Source organism: Nitrospira sp. ND1 (genome assembly GCF_900170025.1).
GTDB lineage: Bacteria > Nitrospirota > Nitrospiria > Nitrospirales > Nitrospiraceae > Nitrospira_A.
This window is the reverse complement of record NZ_FWEX01000006.1, coordinates 3311818-3331878: the sequence shown is the minus strand read 5'-3', so window position 1 is coordinate 3331878 and position 20061 is coordinate 3311818. Positions and strand designations below refer to the sequence as shown.

The following is a 20061-nucleotide window of genomic DNA, read 5'->3' as shown; positions in this document are numbered from 1 at the left end:
CCATGATGAGTGCGATCCCACGCTTCAGAGGCTTCTGCTTCGCGACGCCCCACGCCCGGATTCGTTGAGGTCCGGCGCTGTCTGTTTCAACTTGCAACACTGTATCTGCCTGTATCGCTTTTTTTCCTACGCCGTATCTGAAGCGATACGTGATCAGGCAGGTGCACTTGTGACAGCACCGTCGACGAGCCGCGACAGGCCTCTCAGGTGAGCTGTTTCTATTTCTGGTATGACGTGGCATCGATCCTGCTCTGAACAAAATATGTACGCACTGTCTCACTCGGTTCGTCGCCGGACGTCGTGTTTCGCACACACATCACACCATGAAAGGAGTTTCCATGAACGGACATATTCCTGTGAGCGAACAATCAGCTCACCGTTTCGCACAGCGGATGATCGTCTTCGGAGCCTTCGTTGCAGCGCTACTGTGTGGGAGCGCATGGTGGTCCGTGCCCGTTGTTCACGCCGATCACGAACCCGATGCCCACTGGCTCGGCTGGTCGCCGATCAAGATTACCGAGTCGGGATTCGATTTCGGAGGAGAAACCTTTGTCGCCGGAGCCCCAACCAGCTACGGCTGGCTCGGCTGGTATCTGGAAGACGGTCAGGTGCGTGCGGCCCTGTTCGGGCACTTGCATCTCGACGACGTCCGGGATCTCTGTGCCCGCATGCGGATCGACTACTACGTCGGCGAGCGGTTGTGGCACACCGAGTACGGGGGACAGGTCTGTGCGCCGGACGACACCCATCATCGATGGGAGGTGTCGCTGAACGAGTACCGGAGCAGCAAAACGGACAAGGTCCGCGTCGCGATCGAGAAACTCACGGCCACCAAGGACTGGACCATCGTCGGCTCGCAGAGTCAGCCCCTCAGTCCGATACACCACAAAGTCAAAATCACGGAAGATGGATTTGATTTCGGAAGCGAGGCCTTCGCGTTGGGAGCACCGACCGGGTCCGGTGAGGTGACGTGGACCAGAAGCGGTGCTCAAGTCAATCCTCGCTTGAACGGCACCCTTCATATCAACAATGCCGCGTCGGCCTGCGCCCGCATGCGCATTCAATATTTCAGGGTGGACGACACTCAACTTGCGGAAAAATTCGGTGGGACGGTCTGCGCTCCGGATAATCGCCACCATAGTTGGTCGGTGGATCTTGAACCTTTCAGTGACAACCTCCTGGCCTATGTGAAGATCGGCCTCCAGACCTTAGGAACGGACGATGCCTGGCGTACCATCGGCACGGTGAAGTCGGAGTACGTGAAGGTATACCCTCGCCTCTGCGAGTCCAAGCCCGGGTGTTTGAAATCGAACGATACCAAGATCGATTAATTGATTCAGTGGTTCTTCCATCGTCGTATGGTGTGAACATACGTTGCGTCCTGGGGGAGAAGCACGGCGGTGTGTGGCGATGACACGACCGGTGCTCGATGAGTTCAATCGAGGCAAGCTGGACATGGCACAGGCATCGTACCCCGGGCGGGAAAGGGACAGGGTCATGGGACGACACTCGACGACTCTCCTACCGAACTGCACGCGTTGTTGTGGGCTGGTGGTTCTGGCGCTCATTCTGACTACGACCCTCGCCTTTGCAGAGCGATTTACCAAGAATGCGCGGTTCACCGGCGCGGCTGTTTCTTTCGAGCACGTATCCGGGTTCCAAGGAACGGCCTTTGAGGTCGGCGTACCGGACGCGAGCGGAAATAACGACTATGCCGTGTTTGGAATCGCATCGGAGGAGCAACGAGATCATCCCTGCTTTGTGAAGGTGATGAGCGAAAACATCAACGACTGGAGTGCACAACAGGACCTGACCAAAGAGCTCTGTGACGGGAGTCCCAGCAGCGCAGAACTGACGGCGGCATATGGCAATCCCCATTAGGGCAAGCGGTCGTTTGTGACGGGGATCGTGTCTGCATGAACGATCAGAATGATCGGGTGAAGGGATTCCAGATCCGCGGACGAACCCTGTCAGACTTTGGAACGCTGCAGACGCTCGACCGCGATGCGCCTGGGAAGAAGGGTGAACGCCATCCGCCGGGACCGAAAGATGAGCGGCCCAACTGCCATGACAATTGGAAGCGCTGGGCCCCCTGCCCGAAGGAGGGCCAGATTGCGACCGCCGTCATCTGCATTTCGGGGCCGGGACGCACCCTCGATCGTTGATCGGGATAGGCCTGCAATGCCGGACGGTACAGGAGCCCGCACCGGTCACCGGAACTCCATTCTAAGGGACCGTGATGATGCCGGACTTGCCCCCGACCCGGTTCTCGACAAACCCAAACCCGTGGGTGATATCGACGTCCATGCCGGGAACAACTGGGTGAACAACGCCCTCACCAAACCCGCCGTTCGGTGACTCCCCGGCCCCCGACAAAAAGCCGGTTCCTGATTGGTGGAGAATACGGTTCGTGCTATCTCATTCAGCATGAGTACAACCCTTCCTGCACTATTGAGGCAAACCCCATGATGATGCGAAATGCCTTCGCACTTGCCGTTACACTGGTATTGCCGGCACAGTTCGCCGGCTACGCCGTGCGCTTTGTTCATGCCTCGGGCCAGACCCAAGCCGCTCAGCATTATGAGTTAGCCAGAGGGGCTGGCGAGAAACGATCTGAGTGCGTCGGACAGATCCGGATCGGCCCCGGTATCACCGCCATGGATCTGGAGGCAACCCGGACGGATTCGGATGATGCGCAGATTTCTGTACGGGGGACCAGAGACTCCGTCGTCTGCGAAGCCATTCTTCACCCGGCTACGCAGCCCGTTCTCGGACGCAGTGTTGTTCAGTTCCACAATGGCGCGACCCTACCGCTCGCGCAGGTGCTGCGTCAGATTCTTGAAGCGGGCAAGCAGCCCCGCATGCCGCAAACCGTGCCCTCCACAGCGCTCGACAAGATGCAGGTTCACACGCTTCATGCTGTGGCGGTTTACGACGGAACGGCCGTTCGCCCTACCTCCCATCCTATCGAGACTCCCCAGGGCATCATTCACCTGAAGGTAGAGAGCACCCGCGAACCGATCACGCTCTTTCTTATGTCGTATTACCCGGTCGACTGGAGAGTCTCCGCTGCACCTGGTGCACGGATAGGGTCAGTCATTCTCCGCGGCTACTACCGTCAAACCATTCGAGGACTGGACAACAGCGTTCCCATCAATCTCGCATCTGCTGAGGATGGCCAATGGGAAGAGATGTTTCCTCGGACTCTGGTGACATCACGAGATGGACTACTCGACTTTAAGGCCTATGTGCGCTCGATGGTCGGAGTGGAGCCTGTGACCGTCCAGAGCATCTACACAGGCAATTCGATGGTGATCGACGGAAAGACCACGCTGGAGTTTCCGGCTCCAGTTGAGGCGCCTATCACGCAACCGGTCGTGTTCAAGTCGGACAGCGAATCCTCGGCACGATTCCGCGGACGGAAGATGATTTCCCCGGATCGCCTGACGGTCGGATATGGCATGGGCGGCGCTTCGACGGAAAGCATCGCCACGATGCCGCATAGCAAGGGGAGATGGTACGCCGAATTCATCGTCCATGCCGGGGCCGACAACGAGGTCCCCAACTCGTGGACCAACGTCGGTATTCGATCGACGGCCAACGAATTTGGCGGACTGACTTCACATGGCGGGCAATTGGCATACGGAGTGAATCGGTATCTTCGGAATGTGGGCGGGCTGCGCGACAAAGATGTCATCGGACTCGCCATGGACTTGACGCGAGGCCATCTCTATGTTCGACACAATGGCGTATGGGTTGGAGGCTCACCCGACAGTGGCAATGCAATCCTTCCGATTGTCACGGACCGCCAGTATGTCGTCGCAGTAGAGGTCGGCTCTCCTGGTGGGGATTACACGAAGACGGACACGTGGACCGGCAATTTTGGTTCGACACCGTTCCACCATCCCATACCAAAAGGGTTCGAACCCTACGGAGGCCGCCGACCGAAGTAACGGATGCTCGTCCCGCAAGGAATCTTTCCGGCTCGCTTGTCGATACGTATCTACTGCGATCGGAAGTGAATCCGTACGGTCAGTTCGCCGTCGACGGGGTCGTCGCCTTTGAGTTGCGGGGCGAAGGTCCATTTGTTCAAGGCGATGATGCCGGCGACGGTCAGCTCCCGGTGTTTCGCCGGCTCCAACACCACCACCGTCACCAGCGCCTCTTTTGACACAAGCAGGCGGGCCTTCATCCAATCATCGAGCGGCTTGCCGTCCAGCGAGGAGGGTATGGCCGGCCATGGCGTCGCTTTCGGCACCGGCCCCACCTGCTGATCCTTGTTCAAGGGCAGGCCGTGCACATGCACTTCAGGCAACTCGATGATGTCCGCATCCAACGCATGATCCGCCTCATGCGTCGCCTCATCTCCCGTCACGGCCAACACCCCAACCGGCGATAGGCACAGACACAATACACCGATCCCGACTATACGTCCCATCACGCAACCTACTACATCGATAATGTTCGTCATAACACTCCCCGAATCGTTACTAAGTGATGCGGCTCAAAAAACAGGTCATCCAGGAAGGAGGATCCTGTCTGGTGTCTGCCTCGTGCGCGTCGTCTAGCCCACATAGTCATGACGCTTCGTCACGAAATCGCGCAGCCGCGAGCGAGACGAGCACGCGGAGCGGCGAAGGAAGGAGGCGTACTGACGTACGTTGACTGACTGAGTCGCGAGCCTGCTCGCCCGGCCATTCTACAGGAATGGCCGGGTTCATCGTAGCCGCGAGATGGGCGATTGCAGTAGAAGCGTTCATGACGCATGTGGGCTAGAAGAACCATTGGCCGCGGAAAAAGAACGACCTCGGCATCCCTGCATGCGACACGCCCAACCCGATACTCCCCTCTCCCTGATTGATGAAATACCGTTGATCCAACAGATTGACGATATCGAAGCCGAGGAGGAATTTCTGCCCTTCCCATGGTAACGGAAACACGTGCGCAATCGAAAGATTGTAGATCGTATAGGACGGGCTGTGGCTGGAATTCGTCTTGGCGTCCTCGTTCTCCGACGTGCGCAGTCCTGAGGCAAACAACATCTGCCCCGTAAACGTCGTGCGCTCAAGCAGCCGGTAACTCACGATCGCCGAACTCGTCAGGGTCTGCATGTGATCGCAGAAGACCCCGCCCTGCGAATTGATGTCCGCGATTTCCTTGGCCTCCAGGAGGAAATGACCGGACTGCAATCCGTACCCCTTACACTGACCCCAGGCCACATTGCCCCGCGCCGTGAGATTCTCGGTAAGTTGCAGTTTCAAGGCCCCGTCGATTCCCCGCTGCCAGCCACGCTCGAACGCAAAATAGTTCAGCAGCGGCGTGGTACCGAACTGTCCCGCATCGGATAGGAAATTGCTGAGCTTGTACCAGCCGGTAAATTGCAACGTGGCATACCGGTTCAACGCATGGTAACTACCGATCTCGAAGTAGTGCGCCCGTTCGGCCCGCACCGTATTGTTGGTGAGATCTTCCGGCTGCGCCCTGGTCCCGAGCGTATTGAGCTTGGCAAAAGAAATGGCTTCCAGATTCGGCGGCGTGAACATGCGGCCGTAGAACACGTGGAATACGTTCGACGGATTGTACTTATAACTCACACCGATGCGCGGGCTGACCTGGCCCTCGTTGCGCTGATATTGCACGATATCGCCGCGCAGGCCAAGGTTGAACGTCCACTGGTCGTTGGGGCTCCACTGATCCTGAATCCAGAACTCCTGCCGATACCCGATCTGGCGGTTGTCGGCATTGAGACTCAGCAGATCGCCGGTCGGATTGCCCCCCCCGTCGTCGGCAAACGTGAACAGCCGGGTCTTGTTCACCGACTGCGTCCGGTCGAGCTGAAACCCGGCTTTGATGAGGTGTTGCTTGCTGTGTACGTAGGTATAGTCGAATCGCACGCCGGTGGAATAGGCATTGCGATCCTGATCGGCGGCTGAGAAGGGCTCGGCCGGATCGGCCGTGTAGGCCAACAGGTTCAGCGGATCGGTCTTGAACGTGGCACGCGTATGTCGCATGTAGCCCGACAGGCTGAAGAAATTGTTGGCATTCACGTCATGCCGCCAGACCATGTGACCGTATTGGTTGTTCTCCTTCTGGAATTCGTCGATTGCCTGCGAGGCCACGGGTGAGAACCCCGGCCGACTCCCTTGCAACAGCGGCAACATCTGCCCGCTCGGATCCAGTTCGCCGCCAGGTGACGTGGGGATCTGATACTTGGCCACCGAATTCAGGAACAACCAGGTAAAGTTGTTTCTGTTGTCGTGTTGATAGTCGCCGCGGATGAAGGTTTGATTGCGCTCGCTCTGCCCGTGATAAACAGATCGGCCCAACGTCGGCGGCTCAATGCCCCGATTCGTCGCCGTGTGGCTGTTCAAAATATAGAACCGGAACTTTTCGCCGATCGTGCCGCCGTACTCGAAGGACGGATTGATGGTCTTGTTCGAGCCGCCCATCATCTGCACCGACCCGAAGGACGGCTTCGTGCCGCTCTTCGTCGTGATGTCCAGCACCGCCGCCGCTTTGTTCCCGTATTGCGCTTCCATGCCGCCCAGGATGATGTCCGCCCGCTCCCAAGCCCTGGGGCTGATCACATCGGAGAAGGTCGAGGAGACGGTATCCGGAATCGGTACGCCGTCGATGCGGAGTTGCAGATTGGCATGGTCCTGACGGATGTGCACTTGCTTGAGCGACCCGTAGACCGCGCTCGGAATCGTGAGGAGCACATCGTGGAGTTCATTGTTATTCCCGCGCGGCAGGGCCTCGATCTCCTTACGGCTGAGCGCATAGGTTTCGCTGGAGGCTTTGTATTGAATGGGCGCCAACGGAGACACGACTTCAAGCGCGATCTCCTGTGTCTTCGAGAGGGTCAAGGTCACCGGAGCGGCCGGCTCGGCCCCGACCTTCATGATGGCATATTCACTGCGATAGGTATCCTGCACCGCGCTCACGGAATAGGTTCCCTCGGACGGCAGATCGACGGAGAATTCCCCGGCCTCGTTCGCGACCGCCGCGCCCACGACCGTCCCTTCCTGGTCCTTCACCTCCACCGATGCCTGAGGCACCCGCCGAAGATCCTGGTTTTGCACCGTCCCGGTAATCGTTCGACCTTTGGCAACCGCCGGCTCCTGCGCGAACACCGGCAAAACACCGAGCGCGAGGGCTATCAACACCATTCCAAGACACACATGAAACACACCTCTGACCGACGACAGCATGCGAACCTCCCCCAAATAATCCCGCACAGGTCAGAGCCCGACACAAAACCGTGGCTCAGACGAAGCGATGAAAGCCAAAATGAACGTAGCGATGGCGTTGAGGTTAGGTCAGAGGCGGCGCCCGGGAGGCGCGGGATGCAGGGAGCGATTGAGAAATGAGAATCGGGGCGCGCACCGACTGCGGCGGCGCATCGGCTAGAAATGCACAGGGGGCCGGCACGTCGCCGGCGAGGGAATGGCCCGTGTGATATTGCACCCACTGGCAGAGGTCGGTATCGGAATGCTCATGCCCGTCGTGGTCCGCCGCCGCCAGCTCGTGATGGATCTCCAACGCCGCGGCAAACGGCGCCATCGTGAGCAGCATACACGCGAGGAGAAGCGCGACAACCGAGCTGGATTTTTTCTGGGCGAAATGACGAAACATGACCGTCCTGGCCGACAGATTCGTGAGGCGTGAGTTGTAACAAAGGGGCCCCCTCGAATGCAAGCCGATCCTCCTACAACCGTCCATACTGGACTTTATCCTATAGAATTCGATATCTTATTTGGCAATCTTGAATCGACGCGTGAACTAAACAGACCTTTCAAAGGGATAAGCATGAACAGGCCGATCGATAATCAGCATGTCATAGAGATTAAACCGCTCCCCTCGCCCCGCGATGTCAAAACGCAGCTGCCTATCAGCGACGAGGTGTCCGAGCTCGTGTTTCAGACGCGACAAGCGATCCGGAACATCCTGCACGGCCGTGACATGGACCGGCTCATTGTGATTGTCGGCCCCTGCTCGATTCATGATCCCGACGCCGCCTATGAATATGCCGACCGCCTCAAGCCGGTCGCCGACGCCGTCCGCGACAAACTCCTGATTGTCATGCGCACCTATTTCGAGAAGCCCCGCACCACGGTGGGCTGGAAGGGCCTGATCAACGATCCCCATCTGGACGGCACCTGCGACATTGCCCAGGGCATTCAGCTGGCCCGGACAATTCTGTTGAACATCAACGGCAAAGGCCTCCCCTGCGCGACGGAACTGCTCGACCCGGTCACCCCGCAGTACATCGCCGACCTGTTGAGTTGGACCGCGATCGGCGCGCGCACGACCGAGAGCCAGATCCATCGCGAAATGGCCAGCGGTCTTTCGATGCCAGTCGGCTTCAAGAACGGGACGGAAGGCAGCCTGCAAGTCGCCATCAACGCTATGATCACCAGCCGGAGCCCGCACCATTTTGTCGGTGTGAATGCCGACGGCATCACCTCTATCATCAAGACGACCGGCAACCCCGATCATCACATCGTGCTGCGCGGCGGCGGCGGACGCACCAACTACAGTGTCGAAGATATCGCCCGCGCGGAGGCGGCCGTAGCCAGCGAAGGTCTGGCTCGCGGCGTGATGGTGGATTGTTCGCACGACAATTCCGGCAAGAACCATCAACGCCAGGTAGAAGTCGCCGGCGAAGTCCTCAAACAGTTCCAGCAAGGCCGCCGTGCCATCATGGGCCTCATGCTGGAAAGCCACCTGCAAGGTGGCCGGCAGACCTGGGATCCCAACAAGGCCCTGACCTACGGCATGTCCATCACCGATTCCTGCCTGGCCTGGAGCGACACCGAAGCGTTGCTCTATGGCATGGCTGAGTCGCTCGCGACGCGACCCGTCTAGCAGGCTGCTGACAACGCCCGCCAGCGGCGTTCTCGCTTCGCTCAGAGGCTCACCGTACGGCCACGGGACAAGAGCCTGTCTTGGCAGGCTCGGGGTGGGCGGGTACGAATGAACGATTCGCCTCTTCGCTCGCTGCGGCCTTGCCGGACAGGCTTTCTCAACAGCCTGCAGGCTACCCATGTTCGATCGGAGGCCCTGCGCAGAATTTTTTGAGTGCACACTCCCACCGTTCACCGACTGATTCGTTTCGACGACTCGCTCCTCGGCTGAGGAACGCCCTCCACGCTACGCCTCCAACCAGTGAGTCTGACTGAGCGCCGGCTGCTCAGCCTTCTCCCGTGCTCGTCGTGCACCTCAAGAACTCCCTTCGACGCTCCAGCCGCACAGCCTGCGGATATTTGTCTGTCTTTCACCTGCCTAAAAGGACTAGAGTAGGACAGCATCCAGCACGCCTCCTATCGCTGCGTTCGATCCGCGTCACAGCTCGCATCGAAGTGTCCGAATTGTCGATTGCACAATCGTCGTTCGCTTGCAGATTCCTCGGCCCGCATGATTCATGACGGTCTGCCGCAAAGTCACTGAGCGGCACTGCGCCAGGCGTACGGAGTCCCAAGACCACGGGCCCGCTCGCGCAGTGCGGTGAGCGGGTGAGGGGCGAGTCCGCAGGACGAAGGTCTGTCGCAGCGACAGATCGGCGATTGCAGCAGAAGCCGTTATGAGTCGTGCGGGTGAGGCTCTACTGCCTCCTTGTGCCCGCTTCCGTACCTTCATTCGCAAGGACCGTCCGGCTTGGGCCGGTCCTTTGCCTGTATCCCGCAGACCACCTCCGCGACCTCGATCGAAGGGAATCTCGAATTTGAAGATGAGCCGCACAGATATTCTTGCAAGCTGGCGTCAATTGACCGGACGCCTGAGCGGACAACCGGCGACCATGCCCTATGCCGGTGATGAGCTGCCGTTGCGATCGGAGCTCTTCAGTGCCGAGCAAATGCAACAGCATGGCAAGACCCTCGCGGGGTTGCATGCCGTCAGTGCCGAGCACGAGCCCGACCCGCTGCTCGCTCGACTGGCTGAGAATGAAGCCGTCCTGCTGGATGTGCGGAATCTGGTGGCCGAGGCGGTGAAGGGAAGTCGACGCATCACACCGGCCGGAGAATGGCTGCTCGATAACTTCTACCTGATCGAAGAACAGATTCGCCTGGCCAGGCGGCACCTGCCCAAAGGGTATAGCCGCGAACTGCCCCGGCTGGGCAACGGTCCATCGGCCGGCTTGCCCAGGGTCTACGACATCGCGCTTGAAATCATCTCGCATGGCGACGGACGGGTGGACCCGGAAAGTCTCAGCGGTTTCGTCGCGGCCTATCAGACGGTCACGGCCCTGAAGCTCGGCGAGTTGTGGGCCATCCCTATCATGATTCGCCTCGCATTGATCGAAAACCTGCGACGCGCCGGCGCCCGCATCGCAAGCGACCGAGTGGATCGCAATCGCGCCCACGAATGGGCCGGCCAAATGATGGAGACGGCTGAAAAGGACCCCAAGAGTCTCATCCTGGTGATCGCGGACATGGCGCGGTCCAATCCGCCCATGGTGAGCGCCTTCGTGGCAGAGCTCGCCCGCCGTCTGCAAGGACAGAGCGCGGCGTTGGCCTTACCGCTCACCTGGATCGAACAGCGCCTGTCCGAGTCCGGCCTCACGATTGAGCAACTGGTGCAGTCGGAAACGCAACAACAGGCGATCGATCAAGTCTCCATGAGCAACAGCATCGGCAGTCTCCGGTTCCTGGCGGCGATGGACTGGCGCGAGTTTGTCGAAGCGCAGAGCCTGGTGGAGCAGACGTTCCATGAAGATCCGGCCGGCGTGTACGGGCAGATGGATTTTGCCACTCGTGACCGGTATCGCCATGCCGTGGAGAAACTCGCAAAGAGTAGCCCCCTGTCGGAAGGTGACGTCGCTCGCCAAGCGATCCTGCTCGCGCAGACAGGGGCCGCTGCAGAGGGACCGTACCACCGCACCGCCCACGTCGGCTTCTATCTCATCGACAACGGACAGACGCAATTGGAACAGGCCGTGAGCCTGCGCCGTTCTGCCTTCGACAGGCTCCGGAGATGGACCGGATCCAGCAGCGTACCAATCTATCTCGGCTCCATTCTGTTCCTCACAGCCACATTCACTGGATGTTTCCTGGCTCTCGCCATTGCAGCAGGTTGGAATGGATGGCTGCTTGCCCTGCTGGGATTCGTGTCGGCCTTGGCTGCCAGTCAGCTGGCGGTGACGCTGGTAAACTGGATCGCCACGGCGCTGGTGACCCCGTCCCCCCTCCCGCGAATGGATTTTTCCGATGGCCTTCCCCCGGCGTTACGAACGCTGGTTGTGATTCCCACACTCCTCCAAGATGTCCGGGGTATCGACGACCTCCTTGAGGCCCTCGAGGTCCGATTCCTCGCCAACCGGGGCAGTCATCTACACTTTGCCCTGCTCACGGATTTCCAGGATGCCGACCAAGAGACGGTGGCAGGTGACGATCAGTTGGTGCTGGCGGCCGGAGCAGGCATCGATGCGCTGAACGCCAAATATGCAGGCGAAGATGGCGACACGTTTTTTCTCTTCCATCGCCCGCGTCGCTGGAATGCCCATGAGCGGCTCTGGATGGGATACGAGCGGAAGCGAGGCAAACTGGCGGACTTGAACGGGCTCCTGCGCGGCGGGTCGACGGATCGGTTTTCCACGATCGTCGGACAACCGGACATCCTGTCCACGGTGAAATATGTGATCACGCTCGATACGGATACCCAGTTGCCTCGCGATTCCGCGCGGCAATTCGTGGCCGCCATGGCCCATCCGCTCAATCGTCCGCAGTACGATCCTGCGGCACAGCGCGTGACTGCGGGGTACGGGATTCTGCAACCTCGGGTGGCCGTCAGCCTCCCCGGCGCCAACCGCTCGCGTTACGCCCGGCTCAACGCCGGCGAACCCGGCATCGATCCCTACACACGCGCCGTGTCGGACGTGTATCAGGACCTGTTTGGAGAAGGGTCCTTCATCGGCAAGGGGATCTATGAGGTCGATGCCTTCGAGCAGGCGCTCAGCGATCGCTTCCCGGAGAATCGCATCCTCAGCCACGACTTGCTTGAAGGCTCCTATGCCCGCGCCGGGCTCCTGAGCGATGTGCAGCTCTACGAAGAATATCCTGCCCGCTACAACACGGACGTGGTCCGGCGTTATCGCTGGATCCGCGGAGATTGGCAGATTGCGCGCTGGGCCTTCCCCCGCGTGCCGGGACCGAACGGACGTACCCGCAGCAATCCACTGTCCACCCTGTCGCGTTGGAAAATTTTCGACAACCTGCGACGCAGCCTCGTCCCCGCTACGCTGACCTCCTTATTCGTAGTGGGATGGACTCTGCTTTCCCCTGTCTGGCTCTGGACCCTCGCCACGCTCAGCCTGTTCCTGATCGCGCCGTTACTGGGCGCCGTCGTCGATCTGTGCCGCAAGCCCGAGGATATGCGGATGAGCCAGCACCTCACCGCAACCGCACGGGGCATGACACAACAGCTGACCCAGGCGCTCCTCACGCTCACGTGCCTGCCTTACGAAAGCTTCTACAGCCTGGACGCGATCGTACGGACCGCCGGGCGTGTTTGGTTCAATCGCACGGGCTTATTGGAATGGAACCCGTCAGGCGCAACGGACAGGAGCAGGACGGATCTGATTGGTTCCTACCGATCGATGTGGATTGGTCCGGCCATGGCCCTGATCATCACAATCATTCTGATGCAGACGCGCGCGGAGGCGCTCCTGATTGCGGCGCCGGTTCTCAGCATATGGGCGCTGTCTCCCCTGTTCACCTGGTGGATCAGCAGACCGCTCGCTCGACGCGAGGCCAGACTCACGGCCGACCAGGCAATGTTTCTCCGGAAGATGGCACGCAAGACCTGGGCCTTTTTCGAGACCTATGTCAACCTGGACGATCACTGGCTCCCGCCCGACAATTTTCAGGAACATCCGGCTCCGAAGGTGGCGCATCGAACGTCACCGACGAATATAGGGTTGGCGCTGTTGGCCAATCTCTCCGCCTACGACTTCGGTTACCTGTCGGCAGGACAGCTGATCGAACGCACCGCTCATACCTTCGACAGCATGGCAACCTTGGAGCGGTTTCGAGGCCATTTCTACAATTGGTACGACACCCAGACGTTGAAACCGCTGCTCCCCATGTACATTTCGTCGGTAGACAGTGGAAACCTCGCGGGGCATGTCATGACCCTGCACTCGGGGCTCCTTAGCCTGCCGGAAGACAAGATCCTCGCTGAGCGCACCTTTGAAGGACTCCGCGATACCCTCGCGCTGCTGAGCGAGGCGCTCGAAACTCCGACGTCTCAGGTTGACGCACTTCAGAAAAACCTGGCCGCAGCCTGTGACAACAGGCCGACCACACTCAGGCAAATCCACCACACCTTGACCCTGCTCACCAAACAGGTGGATGAAGTCACCGCCCATCTCGATCCCGCCTCCAACGCGGAGGCGCACCGATGGGCCCATGCTTTCGCGAGACAGTGCCGTGACACGGTCGCCGAGCTGATGATTCTGGCTCCCTGGATCGGTCTTGCCGCCACCGATAAGATCCTCAGTCTGTTTCCAGAATTGGATCAGATCCCCACGCTCCGGACGCTGACCAGACTGGAAGGCGAATGGCTGCCGGCGATTGACACGCGACTTGGACCAGACGCATCCGGCACGGAGCGGACCTGGCTGATCGAACTTCGACGGCACCTGAACGCGGCCAGCCGACTGGCCGAACAACGCATGGCCTCGCTCGACCGCTTGGCCCGGCAAGCGAATCAATTTGCCCAGATGGAGTACGACTTCCTGTTCGACGACACGCGGTTCCTCCTCTCCATCGGGTACAACGTCGCGGAACGACGACGGGACGCGAGTTACTACGACCTCCTGGCCTCCGAAGCGCGATTGTGCAGCTTCGTGGCGATTGCGCAGGGCCAACTGCCGCAGGAGAGCTGGTTCGCCCTCGGCCGTCTGCTCACGACGACGGGAGGAGAGCCGATTCTCCTGTCCTGGAGCGGATCGATGTTCGAATACCTGATGCCGCTGCTCGTCATGCCGACATACCAGCAGACGCTGTTGGATCAGACCTACCGCGCAGCGGTGAAGCGACAGATCGAATACGGCCGGGAGCGAGATATTCCCTGGGGTGTCTCGGAATCCGGCTACAACATGGTCGACGCGCAGTTGAACTATCAGTATCGGGCCTTCGGTGTGCCCGGCCTTGGACTGAAGCGAGGCCTGGGCGAGGAATTGGTCATTGCACCCTACGCCACCTCCCTCGCCCTGATGGTCGCGCCGGAAGAGGCTTGTCTGAATCTCCAGCGACTCACCGCCGAAGGCGCCGATGGACCATACGGCTTGTACGAAGCGATCGATTACACGCCCTCGCGTCTTCCCCGCGGACAATCGCGTGTCATCATTCGCTCCTACATGGCCCACCATGTGGGGATGAGTTTCCTCTCCTTGGCCTATCTGCTCCTCGACCGCCCGATGCAGAAGCGCTTCGAAGCCGATCCGCTGTTTCAGGCCAGCACGCTGGTGCTCCAAGAACGGATTCCCAAGGCCACAGCCTTCTATGCCCACAGCACCGAGCTGTCGGATTTGCGCACGACGTCCGGTACGGCAGACACGCCGGTTCGCGTCCTGACGACCGCGAACACTCCGGTGCCGGACGTGCTCCTCCTGTCGAACGGTCGATACCACGTGATGGTGACGAACGCGGGAGGCGGGTCCAGCCGATGGAAGGACCTGGCCGTCACGCGTTGGCGTGAAGACAGCACCTGCGACAACTGGGGGACGTTTTGTTATCTCCGCGACGTAGAGAGCGGGGAATTCTGGTCCACGGCCTATCAGCCGACACTGAAACCGTCCAAGACCTACGAAGTCATCTTTTCCGAAGGGCGCGCCGAGTTTCGTCGCCGCGATCACGAGATCGAGACACATGCCGAAATCGTCGTGTCGCCGGAAGACGACATCGAATTACGGCGGATCCGTCTCACCAACTGTTCCGGCACGAAACGCACGATCGACCTCACCAGTTATGCGGAGGTCGTGCTGGCGCTGCCGGCGGCCGATGCCCTCCATCCGGCCTTCAGCAATCTCTTCGTCCAGACGGAAATCATCCGCGAACGTCAGGCCATTCTCTCCACGCGCCGTGGCCGTTCGCAGGATGAACATGCCCCCTGGGCATTCCACCTCATGGCGGTACGTGGCCCTCACAGCGGGGAGATTTCCTACGAAACGGATCGCCTGCAGTTCATCGGCCGGGGGCGCACCCTCGCCGCTCCGCAGGCTCTGGACCATTCCGGCCCGCTTTCAGGAAGTCAGGGCTCCGTGCTGGACCCCATTGTGTCCATCCGTTGTCCGATCGTCCTCGAACCTGAAGAGTCGGTCACGGTGGATCTGGTGTCGGGCATCGGAGAGACCCGCGACCTGTGCCTGCGCCTGGTCGACAAGTATCAGGACCGGCGTCTCGCCGATCGGGTGTTTGAGCTGGCCTGGACCCATAGCCAGGTCGTGCTGCGTCAGCTCAATACGACCGAAGCGGATGCGCAATTGTATGGCAGACTGGCCGGCTCGATCCTCTATGCGAATGCCTCACTCAGGGCAGAAGCGGCCGTGCTGAGCAAAAACCGCCGCGGACAATCGGGCCTCTGGGGCTATGCGATTTCGGGGGACCTGCCGATCGTACTGCTCCAGATCGGCGACCCGTCCAACATCGATCTGGTCCGTCAAATGGTCCAGGCCCATGCCTATTGGCGACTGAAGGGGCTGGCCGTGGACCTCGTGATTTGGAACGAAGATCACGCCGGCTATCGTCAGGTGTTGCACGATCAAATCATGGGGCTGATCTCGGCCGGAGTCGAGGCCAATGTGATGGATCGACCGGGTGGTATCTTCGTGCGAACGGCGGAACAGATGTCGGTCGAAGACCGCCTGCTGCAGCAATCGGTGGCCCGCGTAATCCTCACCGATCGACGCGGAACGCTGGCGGACCAGATTACACGCCTCGCCTCCCCCGCGGCCCCGGCCTACCGCTTCAAACCGACGCGTACCCATCGCGCCGATCCGCCGGCCACCATCGAGCCCCGAACGGATCTGCTGTTCTATAACGGTCTCGGCGGGTTTTCTTCCGATGGCCGCGAGTACGTCATCACCACGACAGCCGAACAGGTAACGCCTGCCCCCTGGGTCAATGTGCTGACGAACCCGAATTTCGGCACCGTCGTCTCAGAGAACGGCCTCGCTTACACCTGGAGCGAAAACGCGCATGAGTTCCGTCTCACACCCTGGCACAACGATCCGGTGACCGATTCGAGCGGAGAAGCCTTCTATCTCCGCGATGAGGAGAGCGGCCACGTCTGGTCGCCGATGCCGATGCCTTGCAGGGGTACGAGCCCCTATGTCAGTCGGCATGGATTCGGGTACAGCTGCTTTGAGCATACGGAAGGCGGCATTCGCTCCGAGGTCTGGGTGTATGTAGCGTTGGATGCCTCCGTAAAATTTACGGTGATGAAGCTGCGCAACGAATCGGGCCGACCACGACGCCTGTCGGCGACCGGCTATGTGGAATGGGTGCTGGGCGATCTGCGGCCCAAATCGGTCATGCATGTGATCAGTGAAATAGACCCGGCCACCGGGGCGCTGTTCGCGCGAAATGCCTACAACACGGATTTCCCCGGGCGGATTGCTTTCTTTGATGTGGACGAGGGCACTCGAAGCATGACCGGCGATCGAACCGAATTTCTCGGACGGAACGGCACCCTGCGCAATCCTGCGTCGATGAGTCGGTCACGACTGTCCGGGAAAGTGGGGGCCGCTCTGGATCCGTGTGGCGCGATTCAGTTGCCCTTCGACCTCGCCGTCGGTCAAGAGCGCGACTGTACCTTCCGGTTGGGAGTTGGAAAAGATACTGAGGATGCCCGTCAGCTCGTTCGTCGCTTCAGAGGGGCGACGGCACGCCGTGCGGCGCTGGAAACCGTTTGGCATCATTGGACACATACGTTGGGAGCGGTCCATGTGGAGACCCCCGATCAGTCGCTCAATGTGCTTGCCAATGGCTGGCTGCTGTATCAAACGATCGCCTGCCGTCTTTGGGCGCGCAGCGGCTACTATCAATCGGGAGGCGCGTTTGGATTCCGCGATCAGTTGCAAGACGTGATGGCCTTGGTCCACGCGAAACCGCATCTCGCGAGAGAACAGCTACTGCTGTGCGCCGGCCGTCAGTTCAAGGAAGGAGACGTGCAGCATTGGTGGCATCCACCATCAAACCGGGGCGTGCGCACGCGCTGCTCCGATGACTTTCTCTGGCTTCCCTATGTCACCAGTCGCTACGTGATGACAACCGGGGACACCGGCGTGCTGGACACCCCGATCCAGTTCATCGAAGGTCGCCCGATCAATGCCGACGAAGATTCCTACTACGATCTTCCCGGCCGGTCGGAGCAATCAGGCAGTCTCTACGACCACTGTGTCCGGGCCATCCTGAAGGGGCTCACGAAGGGTGTACACGGTCTGCCGCTCATCGGTTCAGGTGATTGGAACGACGGGATGAATATGGTCGGCGATCGCGGCCAGGGAGAAAGCATCTGGCTGGGATTCTTCCTCTATGACGTCCTCATGCGGTTTGCTGAGGTGGCGGACACCAAAGGTGACGCGACGTTCGCGGAGCGCTGCCGGACGGAAGCCGCGCAGTTGCAACACCGGATCGAACAGCAGGGCTGGGACGGAGAGTGGTACCGTCGCGCCTACTTCGACGACGGCACACCGCTCGGATCGGCCACCAATGACGAATGCCAGATCGATTCCATCCCCCAAAGCTGGTCTGTCCTGTCGGGCGCGGGAGATTCGGCCCGTTCACGATCGGGCATGGAGGAAGTCTATCGACGGCTGGTTCGGCGAGACGATGCCCTCGTCCAACTGCTGGACCCGCCGTTCGACAAGTCCGCATTGAATCCCGGCTACATCAAGGGCTACGTGCCGGGAGTCAGAGAGAATGGAGGACAGTACACCCATGGCGCGCTCTGGGCCACCATGGCCTTTGCCGCACTGGGCGACCGCGAACGCGCCTGGGAACTGTTTCGCATGATCAACCCGGTGAACCATGCCCAGTCACCCGGGGATATCAACCGGTATAAAGTCGAACCCTACGTGGTAGCGGCAGATGTCTATGCGGTCCCACCCCACACAGGCCGTGGCGGGTGGACCTGGTACACCGGCTCGGCCGGATGGATGTACCGGCTGATCGTCGAGTCACTCTTGGGGGTGAGACTGGAGCACAACCGGTTACGGTTCGTTCCTTGCCTGCCTCTGGATTGGAAGACCTTCAAGGTCCACTACCGATTCAGGGAGACCATGTATCACATCACGGTGCGGCAATCAGGCACGGAGCACCAGGCGATGTCGGTCACGGTCGATGGTATTCAGCAGGCCGACCAAGCGATCTCTCTTGTGGATGACCGGGGTGAGCATTCAGTGGAGGTGACCATCCCATCCGTGTGAGAGAACTGAGCGCGTTGGCATACCGGGACGCTCTGGTGGCTGGTGGCTCCCGAGGTTTCCCTTTCGTCCGTCGTTCGTGAAGCGTATCTCGGTGGGAATAAGAGCGTATGGCTGATGGCTTATAGCTGGTAGTAAAGACGCCCACTCTCTATTTCGGATCATACGCTATGAGCTATACGCCATAGGCTCTTTTCTGCGGACGAGAGACGCTTCACCGGTGTAGAGAGCGCCATCGGCAAACTTTTTCAGCATCCTACGAGCGGACAACCATGGTAGGATGCGCCCCATGCTGATCGATACCCATACCCATCTCGACGATGCGCGTTATGAATCCGACCGTGAAGCCATGATCGCCCGTGCGCGAGCGGCCGGCGTGGAATCGATGATCACCATCGGCTGCGACCTTGCCACCAGCCGATCGGCGGTCACCCTCGCCAACCAGTACCCCTTCGTCTACGCGTCGATCGGCGTCCACCCCCACGAAGTCAAACACATCGAGGACGGTTGGTACGATGAGTTCCGGCGGCTGGCGCGTGATAAGAAGGTGGTGGCCTACGGCGAGATCGGTCTCGATTACCATTACAACCACTCGGATCCGGAATTACAGCGGACGCGCTTTCGTGAGCAAATTCAGCTGGCACGTGAGTTAAAGCTCCCGGTCATCATCCACACCAGGGAAGCGCAGGACGATACCATTCGCATTCTGAAGGAAGAGCGAGCCTCAGAAATCGGCGGGGTGTTTCACTGTTTTTCAGGAGATGCCTGGCTGGCGAAGGATGCGATCGAGCTGGGATTTTATCTGTCATTCTCCGGCATCCTGACCTTTCAGAATGCCACCATGTTGCGCGAGATTGCCAAGACGGTCCCGGCGGATCGGCTGCTCATTGAAACCGATTGCCCCTACCTCACGCCGGTCCCGCATCGCGGCAAGCGCAACGAACCGGCCTTTGTGAGGCATGTGGCCGAACTGCTGGCGACGATCACCGCCGACAACGTCCCCTCGACCGCTGAAGACGTGGCCCGCCGTACCAGCGAGAACGCCCGCCGCCTGTTCAAAATTCCCTAAGTTGATGGTTTCGTTTACGTTGTGACTTCGGCAGCTTGCGGGGATTCCCGCCCTTGTCTTTGGATCGCTTCACGCGATCGAGATCGCCGCGATCCAGTTCTTTAAAGGCGACGGTCGACAGGCTGGACGATCGATCCTGCAACTTGGCGCGAAACTCCGCCGCCCCGATGAGGAACGCGCCGGCCGCCCTGGCCGAATTGACCACTTCATGATCCGAGGACACCACCGCGCAGTCCCTGCCGTACAGACGGGCGAGACGTTGAATGACCTGGTCGGCGCGTTCGCCTCGTTTTGAATAGACGACTTCGACGCCGGATTGAAATTCACGATGTTCCGCGCCCAGCCCGCCCTGCCAGCCGTCGAAGACCACGGTAATCGCATGGCCTTTTCTCTGACGGTACCCGGCCAGGTTCTTCAGGAGCGTCTCGCGCGCCGCCTCAAGGCGTCCGGAACCAGCCGGGGGGGCCATTCCGGCGCTGCCCACAAGGTTATACCCATCGACAAGAAGATGTGTTGCCATCTACAATTAAATGGTTTGAGGCCTTTTGTTGACATTACCATAAAC

The 20061-nt window shown here is 59.9% G+C and carries 11 protein-coding genes; 7 read left to right on the top strand and 4 right to left on the bottom strand.

The window, feature by feature from the left end:
• Positions 1 to 338 precede the first annotated feature (338 nt).
• The 4 genes from NSND_RS20245 to NSND_RS20230 all read left to right on the top strand — a co-directional run bounded on the left by NSND_RS20245 (position 339) and on the right by NSND_RS20230 (position 3953).
• Positions 339 to 1331 (top strand): hypothetical protein, encoded by a 993-nt coding sequence (locus NSND_RS20245; protein WP_080880712.1) that lies wholly within the window; start codon positions 339 to 341, stop codon positions 1329 to 1331.
• A 73-nt stretch (positions 1332 to 1404) separates the two neighbouring features.
• Entirely contained in the window at positions 1405 to 1881 is a 477-nt protein-coding gene (locus NSND_RS20240; RefSeq protein ID WP_143833642.1) for a hypothetical protein, read from the top strand.
• 35 nt (positions 1882 to 1916) lie between these two features.
• Complete coding sequence (locus NSND_RS20235; RefSeq protein WP_080880710.1) at positions 1917 to 2165, top strand: hypothetical protein; 249 nt, start codon at positions 1917 to 1919, stop codon at positions 2163 to 2165.
• A 300-nt stretch (positions 2166 to 2465) separates the two neighbouring features.
• Positions 2466 to 3953 carry an SPRY domain-containing protein gene (locus NSND_RS20230; protein WP_080880709.1) on the top strand — a complete coding sequence of 496 codons (1488 nt, stop codon included), beginning with the start codon at positions 2466 to 2468 and terminating at the stop codon, positions 3951 to 3953.
• 50 nt (positions 3954 to 4003) lie between these two features.
• On the opposite strand, the gene NSND_RS20225 is transcribed toward NSND_RS20230, so the two are convergent.
• The 3 genes from NSND_RS20225 to NSND_RS20215 all read right to left on the bottom strand — a co-directional run bounded on the left by NSND_RS20225 (position 4004) and on the right by NSND_RS20215 (position 7635).
• On the bottom strand, positions 4004 to 4471 hold the full coding sequence (locus tag NSND_RS20225; protein WP_080880708.1) for an energy transducer TonB: 468 nt from the start codon (positions 4469 to 4471) through the stop codon (positions 4004 to 4006).
• A 301-nt stretch (positions 4472 to 4772) separates the two neighbouring features.
• Entirely contained in the window at positions 4773 to 7211 is a 2439-nt protein-coding gene (locus tag NSND_RS20220; RefSeq protein ID WP_080880707.1) for a TonB-dependent receptor, read from the bottom strand.
• A gap of 103 nt (positions 7212 to 7314) precedes the next feature.
• A complete protein-coding gene (locus tag NSND_RS20215) occupies positions 7315 to 7635 on the bottom strand; it encodes a hypothetical protein (RefSeq protein WP_080880706.1) in 321 nt (106 codons plus the stop codon).
• A gap of 174 nt (positions 7636 to 7809) precedes the next feature.
• On the opposite strand from NSND_RS20215, the gene NSND_RS20210 reads away from it, so the two are divergent.
• The 3 genes from NSND_RS20210 (at position 7810) to NSND_RS20200 (ending at position 19496) form a co-directional block, all read left to right on the top strand.
• A complete protein-coding gene (locus NSND_RS20210; RefSeq protein WP_080880705.1) occupies positions 7810 to 8868 on the top strand; it encodes a 3-deoxy-7-phosphoheptulonate synthase in 1059 nt (352 codons plus the stop codon).
• Positions 8869 to 9730: 862 nt separating this feature from the next.
• Positions 9731 to 18430 (top strand): glycoside hydrolase family 94 protein, encoded by an 8700-nt coding sequence (locus tag NSND_RS20205; protein WP_080880704.1) that lies wholly within the window; start codon positions 9731 to 9733, stop codon positions 18428 to 18430.
• Between the two features lie 286 nt (positions 18431 to 18716).
• Entirely contained in the window at positions 18717 to 19496 is a 780-nt protein-coding gene (locus NSND_RS20200) for a TatD family hydrolase (protein WP_080880703.1), read from the top strand.
• Here the strand turns inward: NSND_RS20200 and NSND_RS20195 are convergent.
• Positions 19483 to 20016: an NYN domain-containing protein gene (locus tag NSND_RS20195; protein ID WP_080880702.1), complete on the bottom strand. Its 534-nt coding sequence runs from the start codon at positions 20014 to 20016 to the stop codon at positions 19483 to 19485. The two genes, NSND_RS20200 and NSND_RS20195, sit on opposite strands and share 14 nt — an antisense overlap.
• Positions 20017 to 20061 lie beyond the last annotated feature (45 nt).

Coding starts and splice junctions, on each gene's coding strand:
- NSND_RS20205 (WP_080880704.1), top strand. CDS start 9,731: ATGAGCCGCACAGATATTCTTGCAAGCTGGCGTCAATTGACCGGACGC.
- NSND_RS20220 (WP_080880707.1), bottom strand. CDS start 7,211: ATGCTGTCGTCGGTCAGAGGTGTGTTTCATGTGTGTCTTGGAATGGTG.
- NSND_RS20235 (WP_080880710.1), top strand. CDS start 1,917: ATGAACGATCAGAATGATCGGGTGAAGGGATTCCAGATCCGCGGACGA.
- NSND_RS20210 (WP_080880705.1), top strand. CDS start 7,810: ATGAACAGGCCGATCGATAATCAGCATGTCATAGAGATTAAACCGCTC.
- NSND_RS20200 (WP_080880703.1), top strand. CDS start 18,717: ATGCTGATCGATACCCATACCCATCTCGACGATGCGCGTTATGAATCC.
- NSND_RS20230 (WP_080880709.1), top strand. CDS start 2,466: ATGATGATGCGAAATGCCTTCGCACTTGCCGTTACACTGGTATTGCCG.
- NSND_RS20215 (WP_080880706.1), bottom strand. CDS start 7,635: ATGTTTCGTCATTTCGCCCAGAAAAAATCCAGCTCGGTTGTCGCGCTT.
- NSND_RS20195 (WP_080880702.1), bottom strand. CDS start 20,016: ATGGCAACACATCTTCTTGTCGATGGGTATAACCTTGTGGGCAGCGCC.
- NSND_RS20245 (WP_080880712.1), top strand. CDS start 339: ATGAACGGACATATTCCTGTGAGCGAACAATCAGCTCACCGTTTCGCA.
- NSND_RS20225 (WP_080880708.1), bottom strand. CDS start 4,471: ATGACGAACATTATCGATGTAGTAGGTTGCGTGATGGGACGTATAGTC.